The sequence below is a fragment of the Enterobacter cloacae complex sp. 397G4 genome (genome assembly GCF_050031515.1).
Classification (GTDB): Bacteria; Pseudomonadota; Gammaproteobacteria; order Enterobacterales; family Enterobacteriaceae; genus Enterobacter; species Enterobacter hormaechei_C.
Genome location: NZ_JBLGWE010000001.1, coordinates 4,076,632 through 4,090,522, shown reverse-complemented (window position 1 = coordinate 4,090,522; position 13,891 = coordinate 4,076,632). Strand labels below are relative to the sequence as shown.

Genomic DNA, 13,891 nt, shown 5'->3' with positions numbered 1-13,891 from the left:
GGGAATGACAGAAAGTGCTTTGCTTTTGCGAGAGGCATTTAATGAATCGGTTAACTATATGACATGGTCTTTTTATTCACTGATAACTGCTTACGTTTCGATGGCTTTTTATGATAGAGTTGAGGTTAAGACCCGAATAAATAATTATCTGAATAAGTTACTTTTCGTGATTGCTATGTCCGTTTTTATCCCAAATATGTACTTTGTTTCAATGGTGTTCAGTCAGAAGTTAGGCACCGCAGCTGGCGTTGCGTCATTCATTATTGGGCTACTTTTCATGATGTTAAACTCGGCACCTGTAATTACTGGTATCGTACAGCAGCGCAAAGATTGAGTTTTATGAGTATAGTCAGTTGGGTTTTCATCTGTTTTATCAGACTTAGAAAAATGAAATCTTTCAATTCATTGATTTTAAACGCAAAAAAATTTCTAAATGATCAGAATTATAGGGTGCTCGCTCTGTTCGATCACCGAACATGAAGGCCGTATTATTCAGAGCCGTTCCGAAGAGTCGATTGTTAACGAGATCGAAGCGATTCGCGACACGGTGCCGGGCTTTACCGGCGTGATCTCCGATCTGGGTGGTCCAACGGCCAACATGTACATGCTGCGCTGTAAATCGCCGCGCGCCGAGCAGACCTGCCGTCGTCTCTCCTGCGTCTATCCGAGCATTTGCGAGCATATGGACACCAACCACGAGCCGACTATCAATCTTTACCGTCGCGCCCGTGACCTGAAAGGCATCAAGAAGATCCTGATCGCCTCCGGCGTGCGTTACGACATTGCGGTGGAAGATCCGCGCTACATCAAAGAGCTGGCGACGCACCACGTTGGCGGTTATCTGAAGATCGCCCCGGAGCACACCGAAGAAGGCCCGCTGTCCAAAATGATGAAGCCAGGCATGGGCAGCTATGACCGCTTTAAACAGCTGTTTGATACCTATTCAAAACAGGCGGGGAAAGAGCAGTATCTGATCCCATACTTCATCTCCGCACACCCCGGCACCCGTGATGAAGACATGGTGAATCTGGCGCTGTGGCTGAAGCAGCGTCGATTCCGTCTGGATCAGGTGCAGAACTTCTACCCGTCGCCGCTCGCCAACTCGACGACCATGTATTACACCGGCAAAAACCCGCTGAGTAAGATTGGTTATAAGAGCGAAGACGTGGTGGTGCCGAAAGGGGATAAACAGCGCCGTCTGCATAAAGCGCTGCTGCGCTATCACGATCCGAAAAACTGGCCGCTGATCCGTCAGGCGCTGGAAGAGATGGGGAAAAAGCACCTGATCGGCTCGCGTCGTGATTGCCTGGTGCCAGCGCCAACGCTGGAAGAGATGCGCGAAGCGCGCCGCCAGAACCGCAACACGCGCCCGGCGCTGACCAAGCACACGCCTATTGCGCATCAGCGTTCGAACGGTGTTGCGGGAACGAAGAAGAACGTAAAACGTAAGACCGGTTAAACCTGTAACAATGCCCGGTGGCGCTGCGCTTACCGGGCCTACAGGTCTAACCCTCTCCCCTCCGGGGAGAGGGCAGGGTGAGGGGATCACCCGCCAAACTGATCCGGGTCCGGCCCAAGCCGTTTGCCCTGATCCAGCTTCGCAATTTCACCCAGCTCGTCTTTATCCAGGCGGAAATCCCAGACGTCGAAGTTCTCGGCGATACGCGATGGCGTGACCGATTTCGGGATCACCACCAGACCGCTATCCAGATGCCAGCGAATGACGATCTGCGCCGGGGTTTTACCGTACTTATCCGCCAGTTCACGGATGATTTTCTGGTCAAACACCCCTTCGCCGCCCTGAGCCAGCGGGCTCCAGGATTCGGTCTGGATCTTGTGCGTGGCGTTCCATGAATGAAGCTGGCGCTGCTGCATCAGCGGGTGCAGCTCAATCTGGTTAATCACCGGCGCGACGCCCGTTTCATCAATCAGGCGTTGCAGATGATGAACCTGGAAATTACAGACGCCGATGCTTTTTATCAGCCCCTCTTTTTGCAGTTCAATCATCCCTTTCCAGGCATCAACATAATGGTCGATAGCCGGCACCGGCCAGTGCATGAGATAAAGATCGACGAAATCGAGCTGGAGTTTCTCCAGACTCTCCTGCAACGCTTCGCGGGGACGCTTTTGATCGTCGTTCCACAGCTTGGTGGTGATGAAAAGCTCATCCCGGGGAACGCCGGCGCTGGCAAGCGCTTTTCCCACGCCGTCCTCGTTTTTATAGGCGGCGGCGGTATCGATGGACCGATAGCCGACTTCCAGGGCTTTATGAATGGCGGAGACGACCTCGTCGTTACCGGCTTTCCATACACCTAGCCCCAGCTGGGGCATCACGTTGCCGTCCTGTAGCTTGATTACGGTTTGGTTTGCCATTTTTCCTCCTTCAGGTGCTCATCGCCGGAGGGAACCTCCGACGATGTGATGTGCATTAAGTCTGGACGAAATGTCAAAAAACGAAAGTCAGGATCCTAAAAACGCTTAGCGTGCCGCTTCGTAAATACGACGGCTGACGTCCAGGGTGATGTCGCCATGCTCGCCGATCTGCGTCATACCGTGTGCTTCCAGTTTCGCCAGCAGGGCAGGGATGGAACTGCCGTCCAGGCCATAGCCAGAGAGACGCGTTGGCACGCCCAGGCTTTCAAAGAAGTGACGGGTGGCTTCAATCGCGGCATCGATACGCGCATCGTCGGAACCGTCGGTGATGTTCCACACGCGTTCGGCATACTGGAGCAGTTTGGCGCGTTTAGCGTCACGTTTTTCGTTCCACAGCGCAGGCAGAACCACCGCCAGCGTCTGGGCGTGATCCAGGCCGTGCATCGCCGTCAGCTCGTGGCCGAGCATATGGGTAGCCCAGTCCTGCGGCACGCCTGCGCCGATCAGGCCGTTCAGCGCCTGGGTGGCAGCCCACATCACGTTGGCACGCACGTCGTAATTTTCAGGCTCTTTCAGCGCTTTTGGACCTTCTTCAATCAGCGTCAGCAGAATGCCTTCCGCGAAACGATCCTGAATTTTGGCGTTTACCGGGTAAGTAACGTACTGCTCAACGGTGTGAACAAAGGCGTCGACCACGCCGTTCGCCACCTGACGCGCAGGCAGGGTATAGGTGTAAACCGGATCGAGGATCGCGAACACGGGCTGAACGTGTTCGTTCATAAAGGCCTGCTTGTCACCGGTGGTTTTACGGGAGATGACCGCGCCTTTGTTGGACTCTGATCCGGTGGCCGGCAGCGTCAGCACGGAGCCCATCGGGATCGCACTGCTGATGTCGCTGCCGCCCGTTTCCAGAATATGCCACGGGTCGATGCCGTCAGCGTAATGGGCCGCCGCCGCGATGAATTTGGTGCCGTCCAGCACGGAACCGCCGCCCACCGCCAGCAGGAAGGTAATTTGCTCCTCACGGGCGATTTTTACCGCGTTCATCAGCGTTTCATAAGACGGGTTAGGCTCGATACCGCCGAACTCGCGCACGTCCAGACCTTCCAGAGCCCTGTACACCTGATCCAGTACGCCGGTTTTTTTCACGCTGCCGCCACCGTAGGTGATCAGCACGCGGGCGTCAGCGGGGATTTGCGCGCGCAGGTCGGCGATGGCGTCTTTACCAAACAGAATGCGGGTTGGGGTATGAAGATTAAAGTTGTTCATGGCTTGTTCCCTGTAGTGGGTAAAAAATCGTGGTGGCGCAGAAGGCAACCTGATGCTGCTCATTGTGGCGGGCAGGCGCTATCCTCTCAATGCACATTCCTGCCGATGTCTTGCCCATTTCTACAGCGCGCTGGAGAAACGGTAAGAAAATGCGCACACTGTCAGCGTCGGAAACCGTACCCGGAGTAACTGAAAATGAACCGTGATGCCATCTGCCGCCAGCTAACGTCGCAGATTAAAAGACTGATAGATAACGGAAATGATTCGGCTGAGCTGTTGCCGGATATCCGATTGCTGTACGGTACCCAGCCCGGGACGCGCACCCCGGTGATGTATCAGCCCGGCATCGTGTTTCTCTTTTCTGGCCATAAGATTGGCTATATCAATGAGCGCGTGTTCCGTTACGACACCAATGAATATCTGCTTCTGACAGTACCTTTACCCTTCGAATGTGAAACTTTCGCGACAGAGGAGGTACCGCTGGCCGGGATCCGCGTTAACGTCGACATCCTCCAGTTGCAGGAGCTGCTGATGGAGATTGGGGAGGACGAACTTTTCCGGCCGTCAATGGCGGCAAGCGGTATCAACTCCGCGACCCTGTCGGAGGAAATTCTCTGCGCGATTGAACGCCTGTTAGACGTGATGGAAAGGCCGCTGGATGCGCGTATTCTCGGAAAGCAGATTATCCGCGAAATTCTTTACCATGTGCTGCTGGGACCGGGCGGCGGGGCGCTGCTGGCGCTGGTAAGCCGGCAAACGCACTTCAGCCTGATTAGCCGCGTGCTGAAGCGCATCGAGAGCCAGTACACGGAAAACCTCAGCGTTGACCAGCTGGCGGCGGAAGCCAATATGAGCGTCTCGGCGTTTCACCATAACTTTAAATCTGTCACCAGCACGTCACCGTTGCAGTACCTCAAAACCTACCGTCTGCATAAGGCGCGGATGCTGATGATCCACGATGGCATGAAGGCCAGCGCCGCGGCGATGCGGGTCGGGTATGAAAGCGCGTCGCAGTTTAGTCGGGAGTTTAAGCGCTACTTCGGCGTCACGCCGGGGGAAGATGCGTCACGTATAAGAACCATGCAGGGAGCCTGAGGGGAAACGGAGGCCGGGTAAGCGGTAGCGCCACCCGGCTTTTATTTATGCGCTGCAATACTTTTTCTTAATCACCACCGCAATGGTACCCACCAGCCCTGCAACCAGCAGGAAAATCGGCAGGATCATCAGGAAGGTCATCACCTGGTCTTCATGGCGCTTAACAAAGGGGATCATATTTAGCGCGTAGCCGAGCGTGGTGACCACGCCTACCCAGAGCAGGGCGCTCAGCCAGTTGAAGAACTGGAAGCGGCGGTTAGAGAGGCCTGAAATACCCGCCATGGTAGGCAACAGGGTACGAACAAACGCCAGAAAACGCCCGGCAAGTAACGCCAGCAGGCCGTGACGGTCAAACATGCAGGTCGCGCGCTGGTGATATTTATGCGGCAGCTGCGCCAGCCAGCCTTTCACCACGCGAGTGTTTCCAAGCCAGCGCCCTTGCAGGTAGCTCAGCCAACAGCCGAGACTGGCCGCAGAGGTGAGGATCACCATTGTCGGTGCGAAGTCCATCACGCCCTTGCCGATTAACGCCCCTGCGAGCAGGAGCAGGCTGTCACCGGGTAAAAATGAGGCTGGCAGTAATCCATTTTCCAGAAACAGCGTCGCGAACATCACGAAATAGACAATCCCGACGACATGCGGGTCCGCCAGCGCGGCAAAATCGTGTTGCCAGAGCGCCGTGATGATATTTTGAATAACAGCCATGGACTTTCCTGTGGAACAGCAGATATAACGCTATTGTACTCCCAATTTTGCCTGTCGGGGTTGATCGCAGGCGCATCTCATACAGACTTTTCTGCTTGCGGTGTTCAGAATAGCGTCCGGGGAGTACATTTCAGCCAGCACTTTACACGATGCGCTCAAATCCTGCCGATAAATCCGCAATTAAATCGTCCACATTTTCCAGCCCGATATGCAGGCGGATTAAGGTCCCCTCGAAGTCCACCTCGCCGCCCGGGCGCAGGGCCGCAATCTGCTCCGGCTGGTTGGGCAGGATCAGCGATTCAAACCCACCCCATGAATAGGCCATGCTGAAGAGGGTAAAGTTATCCAGATAGCTTGCCAGTTCGGCGTCATTCAGGCGCTTTTTAAGAACAAATGAGAACAACCCGCTGCTGCCCGTAAAGTCACGTTGCCAGTATTCGTGGCCCTTGCTACCCGGCAGCGCCGGATGGTTAACGCGCTCCACCTGCGGATGCAGCGCCAGCCACTGTGCAATTTGCAGGCTGCTTTCGTGATGCTGACGCAAACGCACGCCGAGCGTACGGATGCCCCGGCTGGTCATGTAGGCGGTATCGGCATCCACCATCTGGCCCATCAGGTAGGCGTTTTCACGCAATTGATCCCAGCAGCGGGCGTTAGACACCGCCGTACCGATCATGCCGTCGGAATGGCCAATCAGGTATTTGGTCGCCGCCTGAATGGAGATATCGATGTCAAATTCCAGGGCTTTAAACAGCACACCTGCCGCCCAGGTGTTGTCGATCATGATGATCGCTTCCGGCGCTATGCTGCGCACCGCCTTCACGATGGCCGGGACGTCATGCACTTCCATGGTGATGGAGCCGGGAGATTCCAGGAACACAACGCGCGTGTTGGGCTGAATAAGCGCGGCAATACCGGCCCCAATCAGCGGATCGAACCAGCTGGTGGTGACGCCGAGCTTGCTGAGTATTTTGGTGCAGAAGTCCTGGCTTGGCTCGTAGGCGGTATTGGTCATCAGGACGTGGTCACCCTGTTCCACAAACGCCAGAATGGTATTGGCGACCGCCGCCGCGCCGCACGGGAACAGCGCGCAGCCCGCGCCGCCCTCCAGTTCGCACATGGCTTCCTGCAACGAGAAATGGGTTAACGTGCCACGACGACCGTAAAACAGCCCACCCTTCGCGCGATTACGCGTAGCGATTTTTTTATCTTCAACGGTATCAAACACCAGCGAGGAGGCGCGCTGGATCACGCTGTTGACCGAGCCCTGCGTGTATTTCTTACTGCGTCCTGCCTGCACCAGCGTGGTCTCAAGCTGCTTTTTAGTCATGTTCGCTAACCCTATTTTTATACGTCTGGACGTCCAGACTACCACGATTGTCAGAATGTGCATCCGGATGCTTATCGAATAAGCAGAAAATATTATCAAAAATTCGCATAAGAAATTTTTACTGCGTAAGCGCAAGGAAAGTGAGCGAAAATTACGGCACTATGTAAATACTAATGAGAACTACTATCAATTCGACGACGTTTTGATATTATTACGTTCAGATTTTGTGATTTGCGTCCTGGAGATACAGAGTGGGTAATAATTTGATGCAGACGGATCTCTCCGTTTGGGGCATGTATCAACATGCTGACATCGTAGTTAAGATTGTGATGATCGGCCTGATTCTGGCGTCCGTGATCACCTGGGCTATCTTCTTCAGCAAGAGCGCCGAACTTCTTTCACAAAAACGCCGCCTCAAGCGTGAGCAGAAGCAGCTGGCGGAAGCCCGCTCTCTGGATCAGGCTTCTGATATCACCTCATCCTTCCATGCGAAAAGCCTGACTACCCTGTTAGTGAACGAAGCGCAGAACGAGCTGGAACTCTCCGCAGGCAGTGAAGATAACGAAGGCATTAAAGAGCGTACCGGCTTCCGTCTGGAGCGTCGCGTTGCGGCCGTGGGTCGTCATATGGGCCGCGGTAACGGCTACCTGGCGACTATCGGCGCCATCTCCCCGTTCGTCGGCCTGTTCGGTACCGTCTGGGGCATCATGAACAGCTTTATCGGTATCGCCCAGACGCAGACCACTAACCTTGCGGTCGTCGCGCCGGGTATCGCAGAAGCGCTGCTGGCCACGGCTATCGGTCTGGTTGCCGCTATCCCGGCGGTTGTTATCTATAACATCTTCGCGCGCATGATTGGCAGTTACAAAGCCACACTGGGTGACGTTGCCGCGCAGGTTCTGCTGCTGCAAAGCCGCGATCTGGACCTGAACGCCAGCGCCGTTAAACCGGTACATGCGGCGTCCAAACTGCGCGTAGGTTGATTGTATGGCAATGCGTCTTAATGAAAATCTGGACGATAACGGTGAAATGCATGAGATCAACGTGACGCCGTTTATCGACGTCATGCTGGTTCTGCTGATTATCTTTATGGTTGCCGCACCGCTGGCGACGGTGGACGTGAAGGTGAATCTGCCTGCGTCCTCCAGCCAGCCGCAGCCGCGTCCGGAAAAACCTATCTACCTGTCCGTGAAGGCCGATAAGTCCATGTTCCTGGGCAACGACCCGGTGACGGATGCCTCGGTTATTCCGGCGCTGGACCAGCTGACCGGCGGCAAGAAAGACACCACCGTCTTCTTCCGCGCGGATAAAACCGTCGATTATGAAACCATGATGAAGGTAATGGACACGCTGCATCAGGCGGGATACCTGAAGATTGGTCTGGTCGGCGAAGAGAAAGCGGCCGCGAAGTAAAACGAAGGCTTTTGCAGCCTTCCCTGCCGGGTGGCGGCGTCGCCTTACCCGGCCTGCATTCCGCAACAATCATTGTTGACTCACACTGAAGGCGCCGTCGGCGCCTCTTCATCAAGCGCTACACAGGTCACGTTTGAAGTTCGGTAATGACCTTCCGAGAGTTTACGGGTCAGGCGCAGGGTGGCTGTCTCGCGTGCCAGCAGGTACTGATAGTTCGCCTCCAGTCGCCCGAGGATCTTCTCTTTAAGCTCAGGGCGCTGTTCAATAATGGCGTTCATCACCGCGCCGTAAATCTCCTCCTTGGCCTGCAAGGCGTAAATCTCCCGACGGTTCTGCCATTTCAGACGCACCAGCGTGGCCGGAATCGAAACCAAATCCTGCGTAATTCGCGTCATCTCGTCATTTTTTATCTTTTTCAGGGCGTCGAGATTCTGCTTTAAGATAAATTCATCGCTTTTCTTATCATCTAAAGTCAAATAAACGTTATTACCGCTGTCATCATTCACGTTAATCTTCCCCCAGGTTATAAAAAATGGGATTGTTTTTTTCACGCGTAATTAAATTAAGCCAAATTTCATTGCCGGCCTCATTTATTTGCTGCGTTTTCTCGGTCATTATTTGACTTAGCGTCTGGGCATCTATTTCCCCTTCGGCCTGTAAATCATTTAGTAGATGAACTAAGGCTTCAATCTTGATGGCGCGAAATAAACGCTCTTTTAAATGGCGATCGTGCTCTTCGAGCACCATATTACGGGATTTGCCGGTGCGTGAAACACCAATTAATATGTCGGCTTCATAGTCGGAGAGTTTTCTTTTTCCTTGAGTGAAATTCGCCTCTTTATCTGCTTCCGTCGAAGGCTGTTCCACAGGCGTAATGTGGTACTTTGCCGGGACAAGATTGTCGGGCAGCATTTTAATTTCCTTTAATTTCAAAAAAGGTGGGGGTGGAAAAAGGGTGAGATTCGTTGACAATAACATGAGGCAATTTTAAAATCAAAAAAAATGGAGCCTACCCATGAACAGCATTTTCTTTACGGTCATAACGTTACTATTACTGACCGCTGGCGTGCTTTTATTGATGCAAGAGTTAAATAAACCGAAAGCGTCAAAAGACGTCAGTGAACCGCCGCAGCCTGAATTGATGTCGAAAGAGGAGGGGGAAGATCATTTCTCCGTATTGATGAACGCCGTGACGCCGGTCTGGTACTGGCGGGTAAATCACGAATATATCGATTTTCTCCATGCGACAATTAAGCGAATGAAAATGGCTGAAATTAATGATACGCCCGGCCTGTTCGACGCGCAGCGCCGTTGTAGCGACCTTAATTCGGCGGTTTATAAATATTACGACAATATCAAAAAGCGCTGTCTGAATGGCGAGAAGGTGTCGTACTCCGATTTAGACGTATTAAATCTGCGCCAGTGTTTTCGCGAGTTTAGCCTGGAAGCCTACCCGGAACTGGTCGCGCTGGTCTGGCCGGAGTATGCGCGTCCGGATGTGGATCCCAACGAGGTATAGTTGAGATATACTGAGTGCTGGTTTCGTTTGCAGACAGGATTTTATGGAACGCTTCTTTGAAAACGCAATGTATGCCTCTCGCTGGCTGCTCGCACCCGTCTATTTTGGTCTCTCCCTGGCGCTGGTCGCCCTGACGATCAAGTTCTTCCAGGAGATATTTCATGTCCTGCCAAACATTTTCTCCGTGGCAGAAGCCGATTTGATTCTGGTTCTGCTGTCGCTGGTGGATATGACGCTGGTGGGGGGATTACTGGTGATGGTGATGTTCTCCGGTTATGAGAATTTCGTCTCTCAGCTTGATATCGCCGAGCACAAAGAAAAGCTCAACTGGCTGGGGAAAATGGATGCCTCATCGCTGAAGAATAAAGTCGCGGCGTCGATTGTGGCGATTTCGTCTATACACCTGTTACGCGTCTTTATGGACGCGAAAAACGTCCCGGATAATAAGCTGATGTGGTATGTGATTATCCACCTGACGTTTGTGCTGTCGGCGTTTGTGATGGGGTATCTGGATAAGATCAGTAAGAAATAAATCCACCATGCCCCTCACCCTGCCCTCTCCCCAGAGGGGAGAGGGTGTTCAAGTTCCCTCTCCCCTCTGGGGAGAGGGTTAGGGTGAGGGGCGAAAGTATCGGACCGCACTATTTATTTATCCGACGACGCCTGCCACAAATTCAGCTCACCATCCGCAACGTGCTGGTCAATCCGCGTCAGTTCATCTTCGCTAAAGCGCAGGTTATTCAGCGCCTGAACGTTCTCTTCCAGCTGCTCCGGGCGGCTCGCGCCAATCAGCACCGACGTTACACGCTCATCTTTCAACAGCCAGCTTAGCGCCATCTGCGCCATCGTCTGCCCGCGCGCGTGCGCCATCTCGTTCAGCAAACGAAGGCTGCTCAGGTTGGCTTCCGTCAGCATTTTCTCCGTCAGGCCGCGCACTTTTTTCCCTTCGCGTTGCATACGTGAACCGTCCGGAATACCGTTCAGGTATTTTCCGGTGAGCAGGCCCTGTGCCAGCGGGGTAAAGGCGATACAGCCCGTTCCGTTTTTCTCCAGCGCGTCCAGCAGGCCGGTCTTGTCGACCCAGCGGTTAAGCAGGTTGTAAGACGGCTGGTGGATCAAAAGCGGGATCTTCCACTCGCGCAGCAATTCGGCCATTACCGCCGTGCGTTCCGTGGAGTAGGACGAAATGCCGACGTACAGCGCTTTTCCGCTCTGCACCGCGTGCGCCAGCGCGGAGGCGGTCTCTTCCATCGGCGTGTTTTCGTCTACGCGGTGAGAATAGAAAATATCCACATACTCCACACCCATGCGTTTCAGGCTCTGGTCGAGGCTGGCGAGCAGGTATTTACGTGAACCGCCCGAACCATACGGCCCTGGCCACATGTCGTAGCCCGCTTTGGTGGAGATGATCAGCTCGTCACGATACCCGGCAAAATCCTCCCGCAGCAGACGGCCAAAATTCTCTTCAGCGCTGCCTGGTGGGGGGCCGTAGTTGTTGGCAAGGTCAAAGTGGGTAATACCGAGATCGAAGGCCTTACGCAGCAGCGCGCGCTGGGAATCGAGCGGCTGAACGTGACCGAAGCTGTGCCACAGGCCCAGCGACAGTGCCGGTAAGCGCAGGCCGCTTTTGCCGCAGTATCGGTACTGCATGTTTTCGTATCGGCCGGTGTAAGGGTGCCAGGACATGATGTCTCCTTTCTTGTCGGTGAATTTTCGAAACAACGTTTTCATTCTATGCCGACTCGATAACAAAAAAGTATATTTTCTGCGGTATCTGCCGATAAAGAGGGTAGTACTCGCCTCTGGGCGAATTCACCCTCACGGCAAGGAATACTCAATGAAGATGCTTCGTAATTTCACCATCCGTTTCGTCATGCTGACGATACTGGGGATCTTTTGTGTCATGTGGGCAGGCGTGGGGCTTTACAGCACCTGGTCTCTGTCTCGTGTTTCTGATGGTAATGATGTTGACCGCCAGCTGGTCCGGCAAATGACGGTGCTGAGCCAGGGCAACGATCAGTATTTCCGTTTCGTCACCCGCCTGAGCCGGGCGATGGAAGTTAAAGCGGCGGGCGGCACGCCGGACCTGGCTCCTGCTCAGCAGGCGCTGGATAACATGAGTAAAAAGCTGGCAGAGATGAAAGCTATCTCTCCGGGCCCGATGGATGAAAAGGTGTCTGCGCAGGTGATTTCCACCTGGCAGGCGCTGCTCGAGCGTGGCGTGACGCCGCAGATGGCGCAGGCGAAGCAGGCGACGCTCGAAGGCTATCGTCAGCATGCCAACAACGTCACGCCGCCGCTAAGCCGTGCATTCGGGTCAGCGGCTGAGAACTTTAACAACACCGCGGCGAAGGCGCTCGACAGCACGCGCGTGGTGGTCGACGGCCTCACCAGCATGACCCGGACGGTGATTATCACCGCCACGATCGTGGGTCTGTTGATCCTGCTGTTCACCGACCGCTACCTGGTGGCGATACTGGTAAAACCGCTGGATCGTATCCGTCAGCAGTTCCGCCAGATTGCGCAGGGCGATCTCAGCCAGCCGATTGAATCCTTTGGCCGCAACTGCGTGGGGCAACTGGTGCCGCTGCTGAGCGCCATGCAGGACAGCCTGCGGGAAGCGGTCAGCACGATTCGTTCCGGCAGCGAGAATATCTGGCGCGGGGCAACGGAGATCTCCAGCGGGAATAACGATCTCTCTTCGCGTACCGAAGAGCAGGCCGCCGCGCTGGAAGAGACCGCGGCCAGCATGGAGCAGCTAACCGCAACGGTGAAGCTGAACGCCGAAAGCGCGCGCCAGGCCAGCCAGCTTGCGGATGTCGCCTCCAGTACGGCCAGCCGCGGCGGCTCGCTGGTGGAAGATGTGGTCACAACCATGAGCGGCATTTCGGACAGCTCGAAAAAAATCGCTGAAATCACTACCGTCATCAACAGCATCGCATTCCAGACCAACATTCTGGCGCTGAACGCCGCGGTGGAAGCGGCCCGGGCCGGGGAGCAGGGGCGGGGCTTTGCGGTCGTGGCGGGTGAGGTGCGTAATCTGGCCAGCCGCAGCGCGAATGCGGCAAAAGAGATCGAAGGGCTGATTGCAGATTCCGTTGCCCGCGTGGAGCAGGGGGCGCAGCTGGTGAACGATACCGGCACCACGATGGAAGCGATCCTGCGCGACGTGACGGAAGTGACCGTCATTATGAAGCAGATCGCCACCGCGTCAGAGGAGCAGAGCAAAGGTATTTCTCAGGTCGGCGTTGCCATCACGCAGATGGACGGCGTGACCCAGCAGAACGCCTCGCTGGTGGAGCAGGTTTCCGCCGCCGCCGCCGCACTTGAACGGCAGACCGAAGAACTCCAGCGCTCAGTGCAGAAATTCCGTCTCACCGCGTAACCTCTCGTGTCAGGCCGTCTCTGGCGGCCTGACGTTTATCGCTCTGAATAATCTGTGTCACCTGCGACAGCTGACCAATTTTCACTTCACTTGCCCGCATAAATTTACTTTTGTCGATCAGCAGCAGCGACTGGCTGGCGCGGTTTAACAGCAGCGCCTTAAAGCCCGCGTTGTGCTCGGACGGATCCCAAAGGACGCCATGCTCATCGACCCCTTCACACGAGAAGATGAACAGATCGATCTCCAGCCCTTTTAGCTGCGTCACCAGCGCCGGATTAACATAGCAGCGATACTTACGCTCAAGCGTTCCGCCGGAGCAGATAAGCGTGATCCGCTCGCGCTTTGCCATCTCGTGGCAGATAGGCAGACTGTTGGTAAATACGGTGAGGTCGATGTCCGGCAACTGGCGCGCCAGATGAAAGCAGGTTGAGCTGGCGTCGAGGGCGATGGTCATCCCTTCGCTGATCCAGCCCAGCGCGTGGCGGGCAATATCGGCTTTGTCGGCATAATGGCTTTTCAGGCGTGCGCCAAAGGGTTCACCGCTGTCGCGGCTGTCCGGATGAATCAGACGCGCGCGCCCGTGCTGGCGCAGAAGCTTCCCCTGCTGCTGCAACGACTTCAGATCCCGGCGGATGGTCTCTTTGCTGACGGAGAGCTTTTCAGCCAGCACATCGGTAGTCAGCCAGTCGCTTTTACTCAGCAAGGTGATAAGGCTCTGCTGTCGGGTCGCTTTTAGCGTCTGGTCTGACATACGAGGCTCCTTGCGCACGCGTGCTGACGCATTTTTCTCATCGCGGAAGAA

The 13,891-nt window shown here is 54.9% G+C and carries 15 protein-coding genes and 1 pseudogene; 8 read left to right on the top strand and 8 right to left on the bottom strand.

Features of this window, described 5'->3' with window-relative positions; genetic code table 11:
- Window positions 1-4: 4 nt before the first annotated feature.
- Together ACQG1Y_RS19720 and ACQG1Y_RS19715 are read left to right on the top strand one after the other, a co-directional pair.
- The gene (locus ACQG1Y_RS19720; RefSeq protein ID WP_000140246.1) at window positions 5-334 is read left to right on the top strand and encodes a hypothetical protein; all 330 of its coding nucleotides are present in this window, start codon (window positions 5-7) and stop codon (window positions 332-334) included.
- A 114-nt stretch (window positions 335-448) separates the two neighbouring features.
- A pseudogene (locus ACQG1Y_RS19715) lies at window positions 449-1,459 on the top strand (radical SAM protein); the annotation flags it as partial.
- Window positions 1,460-1,545: 86 nt separating this feature from the next.
- On the opposite strand, the gene dkgA reads toward ACQG1Y_RS19715, so the two are convergent.
- Window positions 1,546-2,373, bottom strand: a complete 828-nt coding sequence (gene dkgA, locus ACQG1Y_RS19710) for a 2,5-didehydrogluconate reductase DkgA (RefSeq protein ID WP_003862493.1) — start codon at window positions 2,371-2,373, stop codon at window positions 1,546-1,548.
- 105 nt (window positions 2,374-2,478) lie between these two features.
- Window positions 2,479-3,642: an alcohol dehydrogenase gene (yqhD, locus tag ACQG1Y_RS19705; RefSeq protein ID WP_077580039.1), complete on the bottom strand. Its 1,164-nt coding sequence runs from the start codon at window positions 3,640-3,642 to the stop codon at window positions 2,479-2,481.
- A 195-nt stretch (window positions 3,643-3,837) separates the two neighbouring features.
- Between yqhD and ACQG1Y_RS19700 the strand changes: the two genes are divergently transcribed.
- The gene (locus tag ACQG1Y_RS19700; RefSeq protein WP_017382749.1) at window positions 3,838-4,737 is read left to right on the top strand and encodes an AraC family transcriptional regulator; all 900 of its coding nucleotides are present in this window, start codon (window positions 3,838-3,840) and stop codon (window positions 4,735-4,737) included.
- 45 nt (window positions 4,738-4,782) lie between these two features.
- On the opposite strand, the gene yghB is transcribed toward ACQG1Y_RS19700, so the two are convergent.
- Window positions 4,783-5,442 (bottom strand): DedA family general envelope maintenance protein YghB, encoded by a 660-nt coding sequence (gene yghB / locus ACQG1Y_RS19695; protein ID WP_015571869.1) that lies wholly within the window; start codon window positions 5,440-5,442, stop codon window positions 4,783-4,785.
- Between the two features lie 142 nt (window positions 5,443-5,584).
- Window positions 5,585-6,772, bottom strand: a complete 1,188-nt coding sequence (metC, locus tag ACQG1Y_RS19690; RefSeq protein WP_015571868.1) for a cystathionine beta-lyase — start codon at window positions 6,770-6,772, stop codon at window positions 5,585-5,587.
- 251 nt (window positions 6,773-7,023) lie between these two features.
- Here metC and exbB point away from each other — a divergent pair, with 251 nt between their 5' ends.
- Together exbB and exbD are read left to right on the top strand one after the other, a co-directional pair.
- Window positions 7,024-7,755 (top strand): tol-pal system-associated acyl-CoA thioesterase, encoded by a 732-nt coding sequence (exbB, locus tag ACQG1Y_RS19685; protein WP_003862482.1) that lies wholly within the window; start codon window positions 7,024-7,026, stop codon window positions 7,753-7,755.
- A gap of 4 nt (window positions 7,756-7,759) precedes the next feature.
- Window positions 7,760-8,185, top strand: a complete 426-nt coding sequence (gene exbD, locus ACQG1Y_RS19680) for a TonB system transport protein ExbD (protein WP_001251472.1) — start codon at window positions 7,760-7,762, stop codon at window positions 8,183-8,185.
- An 80-nt stretch (window positions 8,186-8,265) separates the two neighbouring features.
- On the opposite strand, the gene ACQG1Y_RS19675 is transcribed toward exbD, so the two are convergent.
- Complete coding sequence (locus ACQG1Y_RS19675) at window positions 8,266-8,691, bottom strand: hypothetical protein (protein ID WP_017382748.1); 426 nt, start codon at window positions 8,689-8,691, stop codon at window positions 8,266-8,268.
- Between the two features lies 1 nt (window position 8,692).
- Window positions 8,693-9,097 (bottom strand): hypothetical protein, encoded by a 405-nt coding sequence (locus ACQG1Y_RS19670; RefSeq protein WP_032649523.1) that lies wholly within the window; start codon window positions 9,095-9,097, stop codon window positions 8,693-8,695.
- A gap of 103 nt (window positions 9,098-9,200) precedes the next feature.
- On the opposite strand from ACQG1Y_RS19670, the gene ACQG1Y_RS19665 reads away from it, so the two are divergent.
- Together ACQG1Y_RS19665 and ACQG1Y_RS19660 are read left to right on the top strand one after the other, a co-directional pair.
- Window positions 9,201-9,704, top strand: a complete 504-nt coding sequence (locus ACQG1Y_RS19665) for an ESA_00282 family adhesion-associated protein (protein ID WP_033487658.1) — start codon at window positions 9,201-9,203, stop codon at window positions 9,702-9,704.
- 43 nt (window positions 9,705-9,747) lie between these two features.
- Window positions 9,748-10,236 carry a TIGR00645 family protein gene (locus tag ACQG1Y_RS19660; RefSeq protein WP_006811956.1) on the top strand — a complete coding sequence of 163 codons (489 nt, stop codon included), beginning with the start codon at window positions 9,748-9,750 and terminating at the stop codon, window positions 10,234-10,236.
- Window positions 10,237-10,349: 113 nt separating this feature from the next.
- Here the strand turns inward: ACQG1Y_RS19660 and ACQG1Y_RS19655 are convergent, their stop codons facing one another.
- On the bottom strand, window positions 10,350-11,390 hold the full coding sequence (locus tag ACQG1Y_RS19655) for an aldo/keto reductase (RefSeq protein ID WP_032649519.1): 1,041 nt from the start codon (window positions 11,388-11,390) through the stop codon (window positions 10,350-10,352).
- A gap of 151 nt (window positions 11,391-11,541) precedes the next feature.
- Here ACQG1Y_RS19655 and ACQG1Y_RS19650 point away from each other — a divergent pair, with 151 nt between their 5' ends.
- Complete coding sequence (locus ACQG1Y_RS19650; protein WP_045910779.1) at window positions 11,542-13,089, top strand: methyl-accepting chemotaxis protein; 1,548 nt, start codon at window positions 11,542-11,544, stop codon at window positions 13,087-13,089.
- On the opposite strand, the gene fucR is transcribed toward ACQG1Y_RS19650, so the two are convergent.
- Window positions 13,079-13,840, bottom strand: a complete 762-nt coding sequence (fucR, locus tag ACQG1Y_RS19645) for an L-fucose operon activator (protein ID WP_015571863.1) — start codon at window positions 13,838-13,840, stop codon at window positions 13,079-13,081. The genes ACQG1Y_RS19650 and fucR overlap by 11 nt on opposite strands.
- Window positions 13,841-13,891: the final 51 nt, after the last annotated feature.